Below are 21,408 nucleotides of genomic sequence, written 5' to 3' on the forward strand. Positions count from 1 at the left end.
ACTTTTGGTATGGTAAATGAACGTACCATTCAAGCGCGGTTGGCGGCAAGTGCCGTTCACCGGCGACACAATTTTCCGCTCACCACCTCTCTGCAAAAATCCATCCAAAGGTGACTGCCACACCATGGCCATGCCGGCACTACCGCGACGCGAATTCATCCTTCTGTCCCTGCAGCTCCTTGCCCTGACCCAGCTTCACGGGTGCCGTTCATCTGAGCTAGTCCTCGGCAGGGACCCGATCACGTCCCCCCTGATGGTCGAAGATCATTGCGAGGCCCTGGCCCATTGGGCGGAAAAGGGGATACGCGACGCCGTCCTGATCAACATCGACACCCACGACGACATGCGCTGGATGCGTGAGGAGAAAATCGAAGCCCTGCGCGGCATCCATCGGAACAGGGACTGGCGGCGCTTCAGGGGGGCTGCCGGCATGGGGGACAACGGCCTCTACCATATCGGCAACTGGATCTATGCCGGCGGACGCCTGGGGATGTTCCGGGAGGTTTACTGGGTCATACCGTTCGATGTTTTCTCGATGGCAGACCCTGACGCGAAAATGCGCCGGTTCCTGAAGGATTACGAATTCAACGAGCAGGAAATCCAGTCCTTTTCCCTGCACGACAGACAGTTCCGCGGCACCTTCCACGGCGTTCCCCTGACGGTCTGCGACATCAAATCGCTCCCCGACATCAGCTCCCCTCTTCTGCTGAGCATCGACACCGACTTCTTCCCCCCCTACTCCACCGTCCACGAGAAGAGTTACCTGCCGTCGCTCCACGAGTTGTTCACGGCCCTCTACGCCAGGAAGTACCGGATCATGGACGCCGTTGTCAGCTACTCCGTCAACGGCGACTTTCTGCCGCCGCACCTGCGCTGGGTGGGGGACACCATCGGAACGATCCTCGAAAAACCGGAAATGATCAATGCAGACCCCGCCGAGCGGCTCACCCTCCTTCAGCAGGTGGACAACGACTATCGCGGCACCGATGCCGCCGCGATACTGGCGCTGCTGGACAGTTGGGAACCTCGCTACCCGGAAGCATCGCTCGCGGCCTACCGGGCACTCGCCCACACCCTCAGGAACGACCCGGAGAGCGCCCTGCGGGCCGCCCAGGAGAGCTGCGCCCGGGACCGGCGCTACTGCACCCTCTTCCCCTACATCGGAACCTACCACTACAGCGGGGGAAACTACGCCGCTGCCGAAAAATTTTACCTGGCCGGGCTTGCCGCCAACCCCGCCATGGCCAACGGCCTGTTCCAGTACGGCCACTGCCTGCGGCGGATGGGACGGGTGCGGGAGGCCATAGCCTGGTATGAAAAGGACGAAGCCGCCAACGGCCCGTTCCCGACACGCTTTCTCATTACCGAGATGTATCTGCTTCTCGGCGACCGGAAGGCTGCGAGGGACTCACTGGCCAAAGCCGTTGCAGGTCTGCAGAGAAATCGCTATGCGGAGGTCGTCAACGAGGAGACGGCCCGCGCCATCTACACGGCCCTGGATTTCTGCGACCGGGAGGGGCTGGGGGAATTAGCGGCAACGCTGCGCAGGAATCCGACCGTGGCGGCAATGTTCGCGGCGTATCCGAAAAAAGCCTTGCGGTAACGGTCGGGCGCAATGAAGTGCGCTCCTATATCCCCTTTTCCAGCAACGCCGCGATCGCCGTAAATCCCCTGGCCCGCGCCACGTCCAGCGCCGTCTTTCCGTCAGTGGTCCGTGCAGAGGTATCCGCTTTCTTCTCCAGCAGCCTTCTGACAATCTCCTCGTTTCCCTCGGCAGCCGCGATTATCAGCGCGGTTACTCCGAACCGGTTCCGGATAGCGACGTCGGCACCGGCATCGATCAAGAACCGCGCAATGTCCGTATGGTTCCGGGCCACGGCAAACATCAGTGCGGTATCGCCATCCTTGTGAACCGCATTCATCTTCGCCTTCGCCCCGACCAGGAATCTCACCACATCGAGATGGCCGTTCATGGCCGCCGCCATCAGCGGCGTCACATCCTCATGGTTCGAGTTGTTGAGATAGGCGCCATGCTTCGCCAGAAACTTCACGGTATCCGTTTGTCCGCTGTTTGCCGCGATCCAGAGCGGACTCACCGCCAGGCTGTTCATGTAATTGACCCAGGCTCCGGCCTTGACGAGCATCCCCACCGACTCCCGGCTCTCCCGGGCCACCGCCGACATGAGGGGCGTCCATTGTTCGATGGTTCCCCCCTGACTGTTTTCGATGCTCTCCGAGTAGTTGACGTCGGCCTTCGCCTTGATCAGTTTTCCCACCCGGGCCGTATCCCCCTCCATGGCGGCGTCGAACAGTTCGCCGTTTTTCGAGCGCCGGGCCGTACTCTTCAGGACCTCATCCCCCTGCAGTTCGATCTCGAAAATCCCGTCCCGGATGGAGCCGTTCTGGTTGCAGTTCAGGTACTCCCCCCGGTAGCTGGTTTTCTCCTTCCCGCGGGCGATGGTGATCTTCCGGGTTCCGCCATGGCTGCAGCGCAACGTCTTGCCGCTGTTTTTGGCGACGGCGTCGTGCCCGCCGACATCGGCGATCAGCTGCATCATCAGCTTGTTGGTCCCTTCCTGGTCATAGTCGTAGGCAAGGGCAACGTGCGGCAACGTCAGCGAGGAGGCAACAGTGACCAGGAGCAAAAGCCTAATTAGCATGGATTCTCCTTTGGGACGACCATCAGTACAGAGGCAGCCCACTGGGTGGGGTCGCCCACCCCCAAACAACAAAGGTGGGACCTTGACGGCCCCACCTTTGTCCGGTTGTGTCGGATCAGGAATCAGCAGGGATGAACATTAGCCGAACCGACCACCCGCGGTTTGATATAGGTGCGCTTTTTCATGGGACCATCTCCTTTCCGCACGCTGTGGTGCTCTCTCCGTTAGTGTCTGCTCCTACCATGGCGACTTGCTGTTCCAGCGCTGCGTCGTGTAGTTGGTGAACGTGGCGCCGCCGGCTGTCGCACTCTGGTGGCATTGAGTATTGGACTCGGTCGCAATGACTTTGGTCTCGATTCCCTTGCCGAAGAACCACTTGCCGGCAGTACTGTCGGGTCGCGACCCGGTGCCGCCGCCACCCTGCGGGAAGCGGCCGACGCCGGCGCCGCTGGAGCCGCTGCTCTGGTTGTTGCCGGCCGCCGTTGTTCCGGCATTGACGGTGTCGCCATTCAACGCGACCCGTCCCCGGTGCTTGGCGTCCAGGCAGTTGGTCACCAGGAGCCGTGGCAGCCGTGCGTTGTGTGTCGTATGGCACTTGGAGCAGGTAAAGGCATGCACGGTATTGTTGGTGTTTCCGCCGCTGGCCGTGGCCCAGCCGCTGACCGTGTTGTGGACCCGCTTCATGGTCTTCCAGTTGCTGTTGGCAGCCGCCGCCGTATTGTTGAGGTTGGCCTTGGCGTGGCACCCGGTGCAGAGGCCGGCGAATTGCGCGTCGGTCTGCGGCTGCAGGGTTTTGGGAGTGCCGGGCCACGTCCAGTTCGCACGCGGTGCGCCGGATGCAACGCCCATGGTGTTCTGGTCGATCCGGTAACCCGGCGTGCTGCCGACGTTGATGCCACTTTTCCGGTTGCCGCCGCCACGGAGCTCGTTGGTGTTGGCCGGAGCCGCATCCTGCTTGTACGGCGAGGTGACCCAGGTCCCCTTGAGGAGCGGCACGCCATAGGCCCGGTCGCTCACGTAGGTCGTGTTCTTGCTGACCCCGTGGGGGTCGTGGCACGGGGTGCAGAGGCCGTTGATGGGTGAGGAAACGCCGGCCGAGTACGGATTGTCCTTGATGCCGTTGGCGAAGGTACGCTGGGTCACGGCGGTGGACAGGTCCGACGACGGGCCGAAGTGGCCACCCTTGTTATCGCCATTGTTGGCCTTGTACTGATAGGTGACCGTCGATGCAAAGGTGGAGTAATTGCCGAAGTACGGCTTGTCATGGTAGCCGTAGATGGGCGCGGTTGCCCCAAAGGTGTCGTTGTAGCCCCATGGCGCGGTTGCCGAAGATGTCTTGTTGTTGTGGCAGTCGAAGCAGAGGGACGCGCCCGCATTGTAGGCGTTCTTGTTGGGCGCGGTCGAATCGCCCCCCGCCGTCGGGATGTAGTCGGCGCTGTAGCCGCCGACGCCGTTGCCGGTTGACTTGAGGATGCCCCCCTTGTAACGGCCGGTGGCGCTGGAGTAGCTGCTCATGACGCCGCTGGCGTCGGTGCCGTGGGAGTTATGGCAGTCGAAGCAGAGGACATTGACGGCGCCATTGGCCGTATTGGCGTAGGTTTCGCCGTTGGTGCCGTTGCCGACGGTCCAGCCGCGCTGGTTGGCGGTGGCGCTGCCGTGGGCCGAGAAGGCCTTGTTGAGAGTCTTGGTGACCGTGTTGTTGCCGGTCACCTTGCCCCACGGCGTGGTGGCAATGGAGCTGTACCGGTTGAAGATGCTGGAGTCGTCCCACGCATAGGTTTTGGGCGTTCTGGTGTCGCCGGCGGTGCCGAAGGGCTGCGTGGCGTTGTTCTTGGTGCTGTGGCAGCCGATGCAGACGTTGTTGATCTTGGCGTATTCCGCCCGCTTGCGGGCCGGAGTGGTGCTGCCGGCGGCGGTGTACTTGGTGAAGACCGCGCCCCGCGCCCCGGCGCCCCAGATGACCAGGTCGACCGTCTTGCCGGGAGTTCTGTCGTGGTAGGTCGTATTGACGACGCCCGCGCTGTTGCTGGCCTCCATGTGGCACGGGTAGCAGTAGGCATTACTCATGGCCACGCCCTGGATATGGTGGGACTCGCCGGCGAACTGGGTCGCGACGGCGGCCCGGCCGCCGACATTGCCACTATGGCAGCCGATGCAGGTGGCCTGGTAGGCGCCGGTCTGGTACCTGCCGTCGGTGGAGCCCACTACCCAGGTCGGGCCGGTCGATGCGGTGGTGTCGTGGCAGAGGATGCTGAAGCACTTCTTCTGGGCGCTGTCATAGGTGGCAGCCGCGCCTACCACGGTCGAGTTGAAGATGATATCGACCTTCCCGTTGACATGGAGCGGATTGCCGGCTCCGGAACCGTTGTGGCAGATCGTGCACTCGATTGCATAGCCGCCGTTGACGGAGCTGGCGGCGTGCTTCTGGTGGAGGCCGGAGTATCTGCCGGCAGAGGTCTGGTTTCTGTGGCAGCTGTCGCAGGTCATGGGCGCGCCGCCCCATGTGGGGATCTTGAAGGTCTTGTCGGAGACGTCGCTGTGGCAGTAGACCTGGCAGGTGCCGTAGCTGGCACTGGGTGCCAGGTTGTTGACGGCGCCGCTGGCGGCGAAGGACGAGCCGCCGGCCGGCTTGTATCCGAAGGTGCCCGCGTAGCCGGCCGCCTGGGCGGCGTCGTTCATGCGCTTGGCGCTGGAGTAGAATTCCCACTCCACCTTGCCGTCCACGTGATAGTTGTTCTCCTTGAGGCCGTGGCAGTTGGCGCAGGCCAGCTTCGGCTCGCCCCACAGGGTCCCCACGTGGGCACCGTGGGACCCCCTGGTCCTGTAGGTTTCGCCGGTGACGCCGTGGCAGCTTCCGCATGTAGCCTGGGACGGTCCTCCCTCCCAGTTGGGCTTGGTGTTGCTGCCGCCGCCAAGGACCGCCAGGGTGTTGGTGCCGCCGCCGTGGCAGTAGATGTTCTCGCAGGTGTTGACCTTGGCGGTATCGGTGGTACGGCGCACCTTGGTGCTGGTCCAGGTGGAGAAGTAGACGATGGGCTGCGAGTACCCGGTGCTGGGGAGGGTCGTCATCCCCCAGAAAACACCCTTGGTGACCCTGTTGCCGTAGGCTCGGAAACCGATTTCAAGCCGGTAGCTCGGCATGGCGTAGGTGTAGTTGTAGTGGCAGGCGTTGCAGTCGTTGCCGATGGCCGGGTTGAGGCGGTGGGCCTGGTGGGCGCCGACCATCCCTTCGGAAAGGGCGCCGATGGCGGGCTTCGTCAGGGTGCCGTTATCGATGGGGGGCCGGCCGTGGCAGTTGTTGCAGCTGTCGATCTGGCCGTTCACATGTTTGGTCGGATCGCTGAAGCCGGTGGCATCGGCGTTCAGATGCCGGTGGCAGTTGGTGCACTTGGTGCGGGCGTAGGGCGCGCCCGTGTCGTCGTCGAAATGCTGGTAGCCCGATTCGGGGGCCGGCGGCGGCGTGGCGTGGCAGGTCTGGCACTTGTCGGGCGCGGTTGCCAGGTAGGGGGAGTTCCAGACGGCCGGAACCGGAGCTCCGAGGGTGCCGCCGTCAAGGCCCTGCGCCTCTGGGCCGATGGAGCCGTAGGGGCCGGTCCCCTCGTTGGAGTTCATGCCCGCGCCGTGGCACCAGACGTTGCTGCACTGCTTGGTGCCGTAGTTGTAGGACGGCTGATGGGCGGCGCTGGAGTAGCCGTTCTGTGTGCCGCTGGTGGCCAGGGTGCCGAAGTTGATCTCGGCCGGCAGGGCGTTGTCGATGTGGCCGGGGCTGTAGGGGCTGGTCGGCTTGAGATGGCACTGGGAGCAGTCGAGCTTGGCCGAAAGCTTGTACGGCATGGAGGTTATGTGCTGGAAGTGGGCCCCCACGTACGGATCGGTGTTGGCCTTGGTGCCGCTCGGCCCGGCGGTGCCGTAGAAGCCGGTGGGCGCCGGGTTGGTGGTGTGGCACTTGTCGCACAGGGGGGTGGCGGTGGACGGTCCCCAGGTGATGGTCCTGCGGCCGTGGCAGTCGCTGTTGTAACAGGTGCCGTACGGCGCCGAGCCCGGCGTCTTGGCGGAGCTGTAGGAGTAGTGGGTATTGTCCGCCAGGCCGCTGAACATGAAATTGATCTTGCCGTTGGCGTGGTTCAGGGGATTGGCGTCGCCACCGTTGCCGTGGCAGATGCGACAGTCGAAGCCCTCCACGTCGGGAGGCGCCGTGTGCTGGCTGTGGCCGCCGCTCACATGGCCGCCGGTGGCGGAGTGGGTGTGGCAGCTGCCGCAGGTGACCGTCCCTCCCCAGGTGGGGGTCCCGTAGGAGGTGGGGCCGGCGGTGCCGTTTGCCGACTGGACGTTGCTGTGGCAGTAGAGGGCGCTGCAGCTGCCGTAGCTAGCCGGGTCGGAGGGAGCCAGGGCGCCGGTGCTCCCCTTGTTGGCCCCCTTGTAGGTGGCGCTCGTCGTGATGGTGGAAAGGTCCCATTCCACATTGCCGTTGATGTGGACGGCGCTGGAGGAGTAGTTGCGGTAGCCGTGGCAGACCGTGCAGGAGATACCGTTGCCATACCCCTGGCGGGTGCCGGCGTGCTTGCTGTGGCTGCCGGTGGGGGGAGGTTGCGTGCCGCTGGCGCCATGGCAGGAGCCGCAGCCGGTCTGGGTGGTGCCGCTCCAGGCGGGTTCGGTGTTGTAGCCGCCGCTCGTGGTGTAGCTGCCGTTCCAGTAGCCGTGGCAGTAGACGCTGCAGGTCATGATCTTGTCATAGGCCGGAGCAATGGTTGTTCCGGGGGCCGCCTCATAGACAAAGTTGTTGGCCGGATCGACGGATTTCAGGGTGCCGCTGGCGATGCGGACGTTCGGGTTGAAGCCCGAGAAGTTGCTGCTCTGGATACCGAAGCCGATGTTCAGCTTCGTGTTCGGCTGGGCGCTCGTCATGTGGTTGGCGTTGCTGTGGCATGTCTGGCACTTGACGTTGCGGTCATTGTGCTTGGGATGGGCGCCGGCGTCGTCACCGCTCACGTAGGGATAGAGGACGTTGGTGGGCGGAATGACCAGCTGGTTCTTTGTGGCAGGCGGATAGCCATGGCAGTCCGTACAGGAGAGGCCGTCGGCCAGGGTCTTGAAGCCGATCCGGTGGTCATGGCAGCGCATGCAGTCTTCGCTGTTGTTGTGGGTGTTCCAGGCCACCTTGCTGGAGCTGTACTGGTGGAACCGGGCGTTGTGGTGGCAGACTTCGCAGACGTTGGTGCTGGTGGTGCCAAGGCGCTTGTCGTTCCCCATGACGCCGGAGGTGACGCTCTCGGCCGCCGAAATGGTGGTGAACACCACCGACCGGTTGCCGGTGGGGGTGGCTATTACATTACTGACCCTCTTGAGGTTGGTTGAGTTGGGGTTATGGCAGGTGGCGCAGGTGTAATCGAGCCCCCACTGGCCGTACTTGGTGGTGCCGAGCTGCATGCTGCTGTGCATCATGGTGCCATACTTGTTGACGACCACGTGCATCGGGTCTGGATACTGGACAGTGGCTGCGGAGGCCCCGGACTTGTCCACCTTGACGGAGAAATGGTCCATCGCCATCTGTGGCGCCCCGGCCTTGGCGGTTACCCGCAGCTTGAGGTACTTGGAACCCTTGTTGGTCGGCAGGACGAAGTCATTCTCCGTGAAGACCGGTGCGTCGAAATCGGCGGTATTGGGGGTGCCGACGGTGGAAAGATGGAAAGTGCTGGCGCTGCCGCAGACGCCGGTGTCGTTGTTGGTGACCGCCACGGTCATCTCCACCGTCTCCCCCGCCTTCACATAGGAGGCGCTTGGCTTGACTTCAATGGTTGGCGCCAGGTTGCACCGGTTGACGATGCCGGCGGTGGCGTGGGACGTGGAGCCGGTACTGATGTTGCCGACCGAGTCGGTGGCGCAGACGCGGTAGCTGTAGTTCTGCCCTTCCTCCAGGCCGGTTTCGTAGACTTCCGGGTTGGTGCCGGGATAGGCCCCCTTGTAGACCTGGAACACCTTGCCGGCCACCGGCGTGCAGTCCTTGGGCGCCGGGGCGTTGCCAAGCCCCCTGACGAGGGTGTAGGTGATGGCGCTGCCGCTGGCTTCGGTGGAGGGATCCCAGTTCAGGCTGATGTCGGTGCCCGCCGTGCCGGTGGTGGCGACGAAGTTGCCCGGATTGGTGGGGGGGGCGCCGTCAAGGGTGATGGAGGCGCTGGAGGTGTCTCCCCCCAGCACTAGCCTGTTGATGGTCCTGAGATGGGTCAGGGAAGTCACCTGGGCTTTCACCACATAGGTTTCGCCCAGGTTGGTCTTGGGGGTGACGCGGACGTAGCACTCGGTGGTGCCGACGGTGGCGTTAAGGTTGGCGGTGGCCACCTGCCATTGGTCGAGGTTCCGGTAGGTCGGCGCGGTCAGATAGCCGTAGACGACCGTATTGGCGCTGTTGACGATCTCCACCCTCGACACGAAGTCGGAGATGTATTCCCCGGCCGGCACTGACGAGGTGGTGCTCAGGGTAACGGTGACGGTGTTGATCTGGTCGTTGATCCCGCCGTTGGTCTTGATCCCGAAGGCGTCGATCTTTGTTGCCGCACTGCTGGCATTGATGATGGTGCTGGGTGGCTCGGCCGCGCCATTGGTCAGGGTGGTGGTGGGCTGGATCGTCAGGGTGGCTGAGGCGCTGTCGGTATTATTCCCCAGGATGCCGGTGGTGGCCACGGTGACGCCGCTGACCAGGGCCTTCACGATCACGTTGACGTTGGGGGTGTCGCCGATATCGACAACAACCAGGTAACGGGTGACCTTGGCGGTGATACTCTCGGAGAGCCCGGTAAAGCTGATGCTGTTGCCGCTGATGCTGGAACCGGGGACCGTGGCCACCAGAATATCGGTGCCGTCAACGGTCCCGATGGTGCCGGCAGTGCTGAGATCACGATAGAGCCGTACGTTCTTGATGTTGGTACTGGTGAACAGGGCATTGCCGGTCAGGGTGACGCCGGTGACCGTCTTGGCCTTGGCCGAGGTCAGGGTGAAGGCATCGAGCACCTTGCCGGTGTCGGAGGCATAGACATTGGCGTCGGGGATCGCCACGCCGTTCCCCACGTCCACGTTCTCGTTCTCGGCGGCTGTTTCCTGGACGGTCAGGTTGGCGCCGGCACTGCTGCCGGTCAGGCCGTTGGCGGAGCCGAGACAGATCCGCATGTTGGCCGTGACGCCGACCTGGATGCCGAGCCGCGCCCCCTGGGGAACATTGCTGAAATCCTGTCCGGCCAGGGAGGAGGTAATCACCTGACTGGAAGTTCTCGACGACGAGGGTATCGTGTATTTCGAGGTGATCGGCGCATTGACCCGAACCCCGCCGGAGGTCACATAGAAGAGCTGCAGGGTGACGGTGCCGCCGCTGCTCGGGGCGTAGACCCGATAGGTGAAGGAGGTACCCTTGATGGTCTTCATGGCCGAGGCATAACCGGTACCGCCGAAATAGAGCCGCATAAAATCGCTCTGGTCCGTGGTGGTGGAATACCCCTGGCCGGCGACGCTGGTGCAGGTGTGGGCCGGATAGTTGAGCAGGCCCACGAGGGGGAAGCCCGAGCCGGCGGTGTTCCTGACAATGCAGGCCGAGTCGGTGATCAGCGGTCCGCCCGATTCGGCAATCCCGGCCAGGGATGTGCCCGCATCCCAGTCGGCCTTGTAGACCTTCGAGACGGCAACGCCGCCGTACTGAATGGTGGGGGTGGACGAGGAGGTACTGGTGACGTTCTGCACGCCGCCAGCGGCGCCGGCGACCGTGAAAAAGCTGCCGTCGACGATGCGGGCCCCCACGGTGGTGGAGGGGGTTGCGGTGCGCAGGACAGTGTAGACGACGAAATAACGCTGCGGCGTCGACGTGATGGTCTGGGCCGTGGTCAGGGCGTAGGTCTGACCCGTCAGCTGGGTAAAGTTGTACGGACCGCCGACCAGGGTATCCGTTGCCTCGAACAGGCCGTCACCATCGGCATCCTTGTAGATGGAAAAGGAGACGTCGCCCGGCTCGTCCGCGTTGAGGTAAGTGGTGGCATTGGTGCCGATCCTGTCCAGCTTGCCGCCGGTCCAGGTGGCGCCGCCAGCAACGTTGGAGTAGAGATCGTACTGCAGCATGGGCACGTTTTTGTCGCCCTGGGTGACGGAGGTGAGCTGGCCGTTGTAGTAGTCTGCGAGGTTGGTGACCGTCACGGAATTGGCAACGTAGTTCGCCTCGGTCACCGTGAAGAAGGAGTAATTGGTGGAGCTGCCCCAGTAGAGGCGGGCCGACGAGGCGGTGTTAGACATCTGACACTTGATGACCACCTTCAAGCGGTGTCCGGTGTCGATATCCTTGGGCTGGGGGTTGGCGAAGGTCAGGTCCAGGGGGGTCTGGACCGACGGATGCGCCTCCACGGTGTTTGAGGTCCAGAGCAGCACGCCGTTGTTGGCGGTCCCGGCCGGGTTGTAGTCATAGACTTCGGCCCACCAGTTGATGGTGTTGGCGGTGCCGTTGCGGTCGCGGACCCCGATGGTGACCGCCGGCGCGGTCAGGGTCTGCTTGGAGGTGTAAGCCGGGCTGTAGGCCCTGAGCATGCTCTGGGCGGTGGTGTTGGAGGCGGCGGAAACGCTGCGCGAGGTGGCGTAGACTCCGGTCTTCAGGGAAATCTTGCCGTTCAGGGTGCTGGTGGTGTTGGTGTTGCCGTCGGCGCCCAGATTCACCGACGTAGTATCCGTCGTGAAGTAGTAGGTTTTGGTGGCCGAGTTCAGCAACTGCGGCTCGAACACTCCCTGGTACACGAGGAAGCCGGTGAGCAGCATGAAGACGATGCCGATCTTCGTCCACAAACTCATTCCCCTGATTTTCCTGGCAAGTGTCGTTCCCATATCGTTACCTCGTGCAGTAAGTGGAAAGAAATTCTATTGTAGGGGCGCACCGACGTGCGCCCTGTTATGCGCTGGATCAAGGGCGCACGTCGGTGCGCCCCTACAATGCAATTAACACACCCCTACAGCGACCCGTGGCAGCTGACGCACTCGACGGCGCCGTTGTTGTCGCTCCACTTCACGCTGTTCCCGTTGTGGCAGGCGATGTTGGAGCAGGTCTTGGTGGAGCCGTCCCACATGGTGGCGGTATTGAAGGGCGCCTTGGCCGAGTCGTTGGAGCCGGAGACCTTGTAGCCGACGTTGCGCTTCCAGACGCTGCTGTAGGCATGGGTCACGTAGTATTTCTGACGGACCTGGGCCTTGGAGATCATGTTGACCGGGTTGAAGGCCACGTCGACCGTCCCGTTGACATGCTTCGACCGGTCCGCGATGGCGGCCGGGTTTCCGGCCAGGGCGCCCACGGTGTTGCCGGTATAGTGGCAGGTCTTGCAGACCGGGTTTTCATCGTTTCTGGCCGTGGTGACCGTCAGGTAATGGCAGATGTTGCAGCTGATGGTGGTGGCGGTGGCCGCGTTGCCGTGGCTGCTCCGTCCGGTGGTACCTGCCTTGGCCAGCGCACTGGGGCTGCTGTAAATCCCCATGGCGTGGATGCCGATCTGGTGGCCGCCGGGGGTGCCCGTGTAGCCGAGGAAGCGGTTGTTGTAGTGGGACTTGGACCCGGCGATGGTGCTGTTAGGTGCGTTGCCGTGGCAGTTGGCGCAACGGTCGCCGGTGAAGCTGCCGCCGTACCAGTCCGGCGTGGTGGCGTAAATCAGGTTGGCGGCGTTGCCGTTGCTGTGGCAGTAGGCCATGGTACATCTGATGCTGGTCTTTGACGTGCCGATGATGCCGCTGTTGGCGACGTTGATGCCGACCGCCGTGGCGCTGTTCTTGGCGCGGAGGCTTCCCACCCCGGCCTCATCCTTCTTGAGGGTCACGTTGATGACCGTATTGAAGTGATTGGTTGCACTGACGGGATGGCAGGTGGAACAGCCGAAATTGTATTCAGCCGCTGTTGAGCGGTTGGCGGTGTAGTTGTACAGGGTCGGCGCGACGGTGGCGCTGATATGCTTGGCATGGGCGCCGCTGGCCAGCAGTATGGCAAGGGTATGGCAGCCGACACAGTTGATGGGTGTTGACGTTCCCCAGGTCGGTGTGGTGGTGCTGTAGTGGCAGGAGATATTGGAGCAGGTGCTGTAGCCGTTGCCCGGCCTCGGGTTGCCGTTGTAGACCGCCGAGGCACCGAAATTCGACGGGAATATGAGATCGATCTTGCCGTCGGTGTGCTTTGATGTTCCGGAGTGGCACGAATTGTTGCAGCTGCCGTCAAACGGCAGACCGCCGACGTTATGGCAGACAATGCAGGCCGTCGGGTCGGAATAGGGGGATTTGGCCAGGTGCTTTGTGTGGCTCCCCGTGGTGATCTCGGCCGCGAAGCTGTGGCTGGTGCCATGGCAGGTGCCGCAGGCGCCACTTCCCGCATTGCCCCACGTCGGCTGTTTGTAGGTTATGCCGACCCCGCCATCGTTCTGTGCGTTCGAATGGCAGTAGACATTGTTGCACTGCCCGTAGGCCGTGCCGGGATCCTTGGCGTAGGGGGTGGCCTGGCCTCCGTAGGTGCCGTTCGTTGCCGTCGTCAGGCTGTTGAACTTGATGTTGACTTTCTTGTTGACGTGGACGGAGGTGTCCGCAATGGCCATGGTGCTGTTGACCGTGGCGGCGTGGCACTTCTCGCAGCCGATGGTGTAAAACTTGGCCGCATTCACATGGCGGCTGTGGCTGCCTGAGGCCATGATGGTGCCGGAGGCGTTGTTGGACTTGTGGCACCCCGTGCAGTTGGCGGGCAAGGGAGTTCCCCAGGTGGGGGTGGTAACGGTGGAGAAGTTGCCCATGGCTTTAAGGCCGTTACTGTGGCAGTAGAGGTTGGTGCAGGTTCCGAACGCATTGGTCTGGCTCGGAAGGTAATCGTTGAGGGCGCCGGAATAGGCGCCGCTGCCGTTGTTGGGCGCGGCGGCGAAGCTGATGTTCAGATTGCGGTGCCCCGCGCTGGTGGCATGCTGGAAGGTTGCGTTGTTCGAGTGGCACTTCTGGCAGTTGGCGGCTCCGGCATAGTACTGGTCGTGCCTGGCATGGCTGCCGGCCGCGCCCGATGTTCCGCCGTTTGGCGGGGCGCCGTGACATTTATTGCAATCGGCCGGAGAGGTGAATGCCGGGGATCCCCATGAGGGAGTTGTCGCCTCGAAGTGGCAGTTGACATTGCTGCATGCGCCGGGAACCGGAATGGAGGTCTGGTTCCTGAAGGTGATTGCCGTTCCGGACACCTTGTACTGGCCGCCGCCGGGAGCCGGCGAGGTATTGATGTTCGACGACAGCTGGATCTTGCCGTCCCGGTGGCTGTTGAGATACCCGGAATTATTGTGGCACCTGGTACAGTCGCCGGCACCGGCGGGAGCGCCGACGTGGGTGCCGTGATTGCCGGCGAATCCGCCGGTGGAGATATTGCGGAAGGTTGCGTCCTCAGGCGGCATGCCGTGGCAGCCGGAGCAGCTGGTAATGGTTCCGGCGACAGCCGCGCCGGCGGGAATGAGGAGGAAGAGAGCCGTCAGTCCGGCAAGAGCGGACGTTGCGAACACCGTCAAAACGTTATTGCTTCGTTTTGTCTTATTCACCGCACACATAACTTCCCCCACATCTTTATCCTGTTCATGGTGAGCACACCGCATCCGCACATTCAAGGGAAAGGCAAATTTTCGGCATCAACCCGTCAAATAACCGTAATCCAGTGTCAATATATCGCACACCGTTTACGGCGACTCATTTCATTGCAGGCTCAACCCGTTTGAATCACTCGCATGATTCCCTGAAGCGCACCTCGCTCCATGCTACGCTTTTTTACGCCTAGCTCTTCTAATGAAATTAATGGCAAGAGCGGTGCCAAGAAACGGAGGAACACCGCCCGAAAGGAAAAAATTCAAAGAAATTAATATGATACAATTTTAATGTATGATTATTTGGCGGGCATGAGGGGGGCGTACGGCCTTGGGGGGCACTTCTTTATCTTGCTCTTAACCGCGAGTCTGCAGCCAGATCAACAGCTCGCGCCCAATGCGTGCCGTTGATTCAAATGGCATCCAGGGGTGCTCAATGGTTCAGGATGATACGCTTTCGGCCTTCTCCACGGGCGAAATCAATGAATTTCTGTACAAGCGGCGAAGGGTCCCCCACGGTGAGTATCGTATCGGACTGGAGAATTTCAGGGGTTTCAAGCTTCTTGACCGACTGGTCCGCCAGCGTTGCGGGAAGGATGGTGATGGCGTCGGCTGCATCGCCGACCGCTTTGCGGGCGTCTTCCCAACTGCGTGATCTGGTCATTGTGGAGGCGTACTGCTCTGCATCCATGACCTGGTGGCGAAAGGCGCTCATGATCGGATACCCCCAGGGGCGGATGATGCGAATCGGTTTATCCTCCCCTCCGAGTTCCTTCCAGTTTCGGATTGTGCCGGCAAAGACTCCCTTCAACTGATCGCGGGAAAGTTTGGACACAGGGTTATCCCTTCCCACCACAACGGATACCGGAGTCTGGGCAATCACGGTCGTCCGTAGCGAATCTTTCCCGAGCTTCACGATTGCTTTCGCTCCCCCCAGGAATTCTTCCGACGGCAGGCTGGTCGCGACCGCATCCGCGGACTTGTTCATCAATTTCTGGAGCAGAGCCTCCGCGCTCTTCTCACTGATGACCACGAGCGTGGTCCCTGTCGCCTGTTTGAACGGCTCCGCAAGGGGTTTCAGGATGTCGTTAACGGGGACGCCTCCCCCGGCGATTCTGACCTCCTGCGACCGGGCAGTCGGCACGGCCACGACCAGCGCGATCACCACAACCATGCACGCGATCAATCCCCTGTGTATCCGTCCAAACATAGCCATCACCTCCTGAATCTCATGCTGTGCCGCTACTACAAAAGAGGATACCCCATGACAGCCGAGGCAACCATCAACAAAAAAAGCGAGGCGGGACTACTTCTGGTCCCACCTCGCCCTACACATCGGTTTTCAGCAGGGATGAACATTAGCTGAACCGACCACCCGTGGTTTCACGTAGGTGCGCTTTTTCATCTCCCCTTCTCCTTTCTCCGCACGTCGCCGGCGGCACATGTATCAGGCATATTTCCCACGAAAATCATCAAGGCCTTCGTTTCCTCCTGCTACCACGGCGTCTTGGTGTTCCAGAGCTGGAACGAATCGGTGGTGCCTGCTCCCCCTGCCGTGGAGACGTTGTGACAAGTCCGGATATTGGAGGTCTGGTTCTGGGCAGGCGGACTGTTCTTGCTGAAGAACCAGGGACCCTGAGTGGAGGCTTGCGGATCATTCCCGTCTCCACCACCTCCCATGGGACCACGGCCGCCGCCGCTCCCTCTGGAACCGCTGTCGGACCACGCACCAAAGGTGGCGCCGGAGGCAACCTGCCCCCGGTGTTTAAAGTCAAGGCAGTTGGTCACCAGCAGCCGGGGGAGACGGGTGTTGTGGGGCGCATGGCACTTGGAGCAGGTGTAGGCGTGGGCCTGGTTGGTGTTGTTCCCGCCGATGGAGCCCCATCCCTGGACCGTATTGTGGACCCGATCCATGGTTTTCCAGGTGGCGCTGGTATTGGCGCTGGTGCCGGGGCCGATGTCGGCCTTGGGATGGCACTGGATACAGAGACCGGCAAACTGGGTGTCGGCAAGGGTCTGCAGTCCGCTTGCGGCACTGAAGGCCCAGTAGGTGCTCCCCGGCTGGAAGGTGTTCTGGTCGAGGTTGTAGCCCGGCGTGCTGGCCGCGCTGTAGGCAGGGCTCGACGGGCTGTGACTCCTGGAGCCGCCCCTCTGCTCGTTTACGGCCAAGGGAGCGGTATCCTCCCGGTAGGGAGAGGTGACCCACGTCCCCTTCAGAAGCGGCACCGCATAGGTCTGGTTGGCAATGGTGGGGCTGACCCCGTGGGGATCGTGGCACGGCGTGCAGAGGCCGTTGATCTGACCCATGGGGGTCGTATTCATGGGGGATGATTTACCGAAGTGTCCCCCCTTGTTGGAGCCGTTGCCTCCCTTGTAGGAATACCTGACCGTGGCGGGGAAGGTGCCGCTGTCGAAATAGGGGGTATCCCAGTATCCCGCGATCGCCTTGGTCGAACCATAGGTGCCGCTGTACCCCCATGGAGCGCTGTAGCCGGCGGACCTGCTGAGGGCAGTCCCGGCAGCGGCGCTGTTGTGGCAATCGAAGCAGAGGGTAGCCCCCGGCTCATAGGCGAGGTTGGTGCCGGTGCCGCCAATCGGCTTGTAGCTGACGGTGTACCCCCCCTTGCCAGCAATGGTCTCCTTCAGGAGCGCCCCCTTGTATCTGCCGGTGGCGCTGGAATAGTTGCTCGTCCTGACGTTGGCTGCCCTCCCGGCGCTGGAGCCATGGGAGTTGTGGCAATCATAGCAGGCCACACTCACGTCGCCGCTGTTGTTTCCCCAGTCTTCCGTGGTTGCCCCGGCAACGTCATGGCCGAAGCCGCGGGAGTTCTTGTCTGCCTTGCCGTGGGCCGAGAAGGCCTTGGTGACCGTATCCTTCGGGGTAACATTGTTCGAGCTGCTGGCAAATTTGCCCCATGCGGTTTTGCCGGCCTGGGAATAGCGGGCATTGACGCTGGTGCCGTCCCAGGCGTACTGCTTGGGGGTATTGCCGTCGCCAAAGGGTTGCAGGGCATTGCCGCTGTCGCTGTGGCAGCCGAGGCAGTGGTTATTGATGGAGCCAATCTGGGTCCTGGTTCCGTTGGCAGTGTATTGGACGGCCGATGACAGGTTTTTGAATACCGTGGGGCGCGAGCCCTTCGTGATGACCAGGTCCACCGGATAGGCGGTATTTTTCGAGCCGCCATGATAGGTGAGGTTGACGGTACCGTCGCTGTTCGCCTCCCAGTGGCACTGATAGCAGAGGGTGTCCGTGACGGTAACACCCTGTATATGGTGGGAATTGCCGGCGGTGAACTGCCCGAACACCGCCACCCTGTTGCGTTGCGGGTAGGCATGGCACTTAGTGCAGCCGCCTATGGGCTTGAAGCCCTTCTTGTGGCTGTGGCAGACGGAGCAGTCACGGGCCTGGGCCTCATTTTCGTGGCTGACGATACTCGCCAGGGTCCCCCGGTGATACGTGGTGGCAGTGTGGCAGGTCTCGCAGATCCGCTGAGAGGAGGACGTGGCCGCGGAGTAAGTGGCGAAGCTGTTGGTGCTGTTTTTGGATTGGAAGACCACCGCGCCGCCCGGCGCTGCAACCGTTGTTTTTACCCGGGCGATGTTGGTGCTCTTCGGCACATGGCAGGTGGTGCAATCGAACGCGCCGTACTGCCCGCCGGTGATCCCCCAGGATCCAGACCACTTGGCGGAGCCGGTGGTGATGCTGTTGTGCATCATCGGATCGTTGACATAGGTTTTCACCACTGCTGATCCGGGCTGGGCGGCATGATTGGCGGCGTCAGTCACGTTGATGGTCGAGGTGATGTTGTCCGGGATCACGCCGGTCGATTTGGCGGACACCGTGAAGGTGGTGCTGTAGGAAGTGCCCCATGACAGCGGGCCGGTTGAGGTGACGCCGAGGATTGATGGCAGGTTGAAGCTGCCGGTAGTACCGGTTTCGGAACCGATCCCCAGGGTGAAGGTGGAATCGGAACAGAAAAGGTTGTCCTTGTTGGACACGGTGAGAGTATACACCTTGGAGGCCCCTTCCCGGGTGTAGCCGTAGGTCAGTGCCGACCCGGTGTCCACCGTGACGCTCGGCGCGCTCCTTGTGCAGATGCCGGCGGTTACGGTGAGGGTGGCAGACCCGGCATCGCTATACGTGGGGGTGCCGAGGCCGACTCCCGTCACAGCGGTGACACGGGAGCTGAGGGTGTTGCCGATGGTGGCTCCGTTGGCGATGTCGTAGACGATCAGATAGTTCTTCGCGACGGAGGTGATCGTCTCGGGGGTTTCGAACTCGATGGTGGCGGCGGTTGCCGAGGTGATCGTGTACGTGCTCGGGACGACCGTATCCGACCCGTCAAGGGTTCCCACCGTCCCGCCATCACTGTATATCGTGATGTTCGATACATTTGTGGCGGCGGAGTTCGTATTGGTCAGGGTGAGGGTCGAAACTTTCCCCGACGCTCCCACGGACATGGCCAGCGAGAAGCCGTCAATCGCCTTGTTTGTGGAGCCTTGGGGGACGTTGGCATTGGCCGGATTTGTTCCGTTACCGACCGTCAGGGTTCCCTGGGCGATGGTGAGGGTGGCGGAACCGGTATCGCTATAGGTCGGTACGCCGACGTAACCATCGGCCCCGGTGACCCGGGCGGTCATTGTGTTGCCGACCGTCGCTCCATCCGCGATCTTGTAGACGATGAGGTATGTCTTGGCCGAGGCGGAAAGGACCGGTTCCGGCGTGGCAAAGGTAATGGTCGCAGTCGTGGCGGTCCGGCCCGAAACCAACGACGGGATCAGGGTGTCGGAACCATCGAGCGTGCCGATGGTCCCGGCATCGGAATAGACATAAATCGCCGCAACGTTGGTCATTGCCGAGTTGGTTGTTGTGAGTGTCAGCGTGGTAGCCGTGCTGTTTGCCGCTGACATCTGCAGGGTGAAGGCGTCAATGGCATAGGTAAAGCCGCGGTAGGCGCTGGCACTGGAGGGGTTGGTGCCGTTGCCGACGGTCAGGTTGTTCTGGGCAACTGTCAGAGTTGCGGAGCTGCTGTCATTGTAGGTTTTGGTCCCGAGGCCGGTGCCGGTCGCCGCGGTGACGCGGGAAGTGAGGGTGGTGCCGACGGTGGCTGAATTGCCGATCTCGTAGACGATGAGGTAGTCTGTCGGAGTGGTCGTCACCGTCTCCGGGTTCGTAAGCGTCAGAGTAGCCGCTGTTGAGGTTCTGCCGGAAGCCGTAGACGGAACCAGCGTATCGATGCCCGGTTCGAAGGTGCCGATCACGCCGTTGTCCCGGTAGACGTAGATATTGGAGACGTTGGTGGTGGACGAGTTGGTACTGGTAAGGGTCAGGGTGCTTATTTGACCGACGCCGGCCGAGACGGAAAGGGTGAATCCGTCAACGCCGTAGGGGTTCCCGCGGTAGGAACTGGCATTGTTGGCCGGGTTGGTGCCGGCCCCGATGGTCAGGTTGCCGGTGGCGACGGTGAGGGTGGCGGAACCGCTGTCGCTGTAGCTTATGGTGCCGAGACCGGTTCCGGCAGCAGCCGTTACCCGGGCGGTCATGGTGTTGCCAACCGTGGCTCCCCCGGCAATGTCATAGGTTATGAGATAGTTCTGGGTCGAGGTGGTTACGCTTTCCGGAGTGGTGAAGGTGATGGTGGCGCCGGCTGACAACTGGCCGGAGATGGTGGTCGGCACGAGGGTATCGGTTCCGTCCTCATAGGTACCGATGGTGCCGGCATCGCGGTAGACCCTGATGGCCGATACGTTGGTGGTTGCCGAGTTGGTGCTGGTGAGGGTCAGGGTGCTGACCTTGCCGGTACCGACGGAGACTGAAAGGGCAAAGGCGTCGATGGCATTGTTGGTGCTGTTCAGGTAAGCGTTAGCGCTGGCGGGGTTGGTGCCGTTGCCCACCGTCAGGTTGCCGGTGGCCACCGTCAGGGTGGCGGAGCCGCTGTCGCTGTAAGTCGGGGTTCCCACGCTCCCCGTTGCGGCGGTCACCCGCGCGGTCATGGTGTTCCCCACCGTGGCTCCGCCTGCCATGTCGTAGGTTATGAGATAGTTCTGGGCCGAGGTGGTGACATCCTCCGGCGTGGTAAAGGTGAGGGTGGCGGCAGTTGCGCTCTGGCCCGACAGCGTGGTGGGGATGAGGGTATCGGTCCCCTCCTCGTAGGTGCCGATGGTGCCGGCGTCACGGTAGATCTTGATATTCGATACGTTGGTGCTGGCCGAGTTGGTGCTGGTGAGGGTCAGGGCCGAAACCTGGGATGTCTCCGTGGACATGGCCATGGTGAAGCTGTTGATGGCGTTGTCGATGCTGTTCTGGTAGGCGCTGGCGTTACCGGGGTTCGTGCCGTTGCCAATGGTCAAATCGTTGGCGATCCGCAATTCCACCCCGATGCCTGCCCAGTTATGGGCGGCGGCAGTGGAGGCACTGGGCGTCGTGTCATTCGCGGCCTTGAACTCGCTCCTCAGGAAGGTGTTAGTGGAGGAGGCCGACCAGCCTGTGTAGCCCGCCTCGACCGTCGGGACGGGAGTGGCGGTGACCATGAAACCGGCTGCTGTTGCGTTGAGGCTTGAATCAAACCCCACCAGAGTGGTGGTCAGGGAGGTGGTACTGGTCGCCGAATTGATGGCGTTCTGCACAACCGCGCCGCTGCCGTTGGTGCCGGAGGTATCGACCCCGCTGAACTGGATGATGCTCCAGCTCACGTTGGTCTGGCTCGTGGCACCGAAGCTGATGGTTGCCGAGCCGGTGGTGGGGGAGGCGCCCATGGCCCGGAAGAGGGTCAGGCGATGGGTCGTGGCGCCGTTGACGTTCAGGGTGGCCACTTGGGTCCAGGCGAGCCCGTTGCCGCTCATGGTGGGGGTGCTGGCCGACCCGAATGAACGGTAGTTGGCGACCCAGGCCAGCACCAGGTTGTTGCCGGTGGGGCTGATGGATGCCGTGGTGTAGGAGGTGGCCCCGGTGTTACTGCTGGCGCTTGTCAGTTGCGTGGCAGCAATCGCCGCATCGGCAGTGGCGGGAGCGATCCATTCCTGGCCGATGCACATGCAGAGAAGCATTGTTATGGCAACAACAAGGCTTGTCCCGGACCAGATTGTTCGCCCGCCGCTTTTTGTAGATATACCCTTTCCCATAACGACCTCACTCTATGCAAGAAAGCTGTGCT

The 21,408-nt window shown here is 62.2% G+C and carries 6 protein-coding genes; 1 reads left to right on the forward strand and 5 read right to left on the reverse strand.

What is annotated here, in order from left to right; all coding sequences use genetic code 11:
* The first annotated feature begins 16 nt into the window (after nt 1-16).
* Nucleotides 17-1,603 carry a tetratricopeptide repeat protein gene (locus tag KI811_RS09830; protein WP_214186304.1) on the forward strand — a complete coding sequence of 529 codons (1,587 nt, stop codon included), beginning with the start codon at nt 17-19 and terminating at the stop codon, nt 1,601-1,603.
* Between the two features lie 25 nt (nt 1,604-1,628).
* Here KI811_RS09830 and KI811_RS09835 read toward each other — a convergent pair whose 3' ends face one another.
* The 5 genes from KI811_RS09835 to KI811_RS09855 all read right to left on the reverse strand — a co-directional run bounded on the left by KI811_RS09835 (nt 1,629) and on the right by KI811_RS09855 (nt 21,376).
* The gene (locus tag KI811_RS09835; protein ID WP_214186305.1) at nt 1,629-2,660 is read right to left on the reverse strand and encodes an ankyrin repeat domain-containing protein; all 1,032 of its coding nucleotides are present in this window, start codon (nt 2,658-2,660) and stop codon (nt 1,629-1,631) included.
* Between the two features lie 237 nt (nt 2,661-2,897).
* Nucleotides 2,898-11,507, reverse strand: a complete 8,610-nt coding sequence (locus KI811_RS09840) for a CxxxxCH/CxxCH domain c-type cytochrome (RefSeq protein ID WP_214186306.1) — start codon at nt 11,505-11,507, stop codon at nt 2,898-2,900.
* Nucleotides 11,508-11,629: 122 nt separating this feature from the next.
* Entirely contained in the window at nt 11,630-14,215 is a 2,586-nt protein-coding gene (locus KI811_RS09845) for a CxxxxCH/CxxCH domain c-type cytochrome (RefSeq protein ID WP_425513821.1), read from the reverse strand.
* Nucleotides 14,216-14,687: 472 nt separating this feature from the next.
* Nucleotides 14,688-15,464 (reverse strand): substrate-binding domain-containing protein, encoded by a 777-nt coding sequence (locus tag KI811_RS09850; RefSeq protein WP_214186307.1) that lies wholly within the window; start codon nt 15,462-15,464, stop codon nt 14,688-14,690.
* Between the two features lie 284 nt (nt 15,465-15,748).
* On the reverse strand, nt 15,749-21,376 hold the full coding sequence (locus tag KI811_RS09855) for a cytochrome c3 family protein (RefSeq protein ID WP_214186308.1): 5,628 nt from the start codon (nt 21,374-21,376) through the stop codon (nt 15,749-15,751).
* Between the last annotated feature and the right edge of the window lie 32 nt (nt 21,377-21,408).

The organism is Geobacter hydrogenophilus (genome assembly GCF_018501225.1).
Classification (GTDB): Bacteria; Desulfobacterota; Desulfuromonadia; order Geobacterales; family Geobacteraceae; genus Geobacter; species Geobacter hydrogenophilus.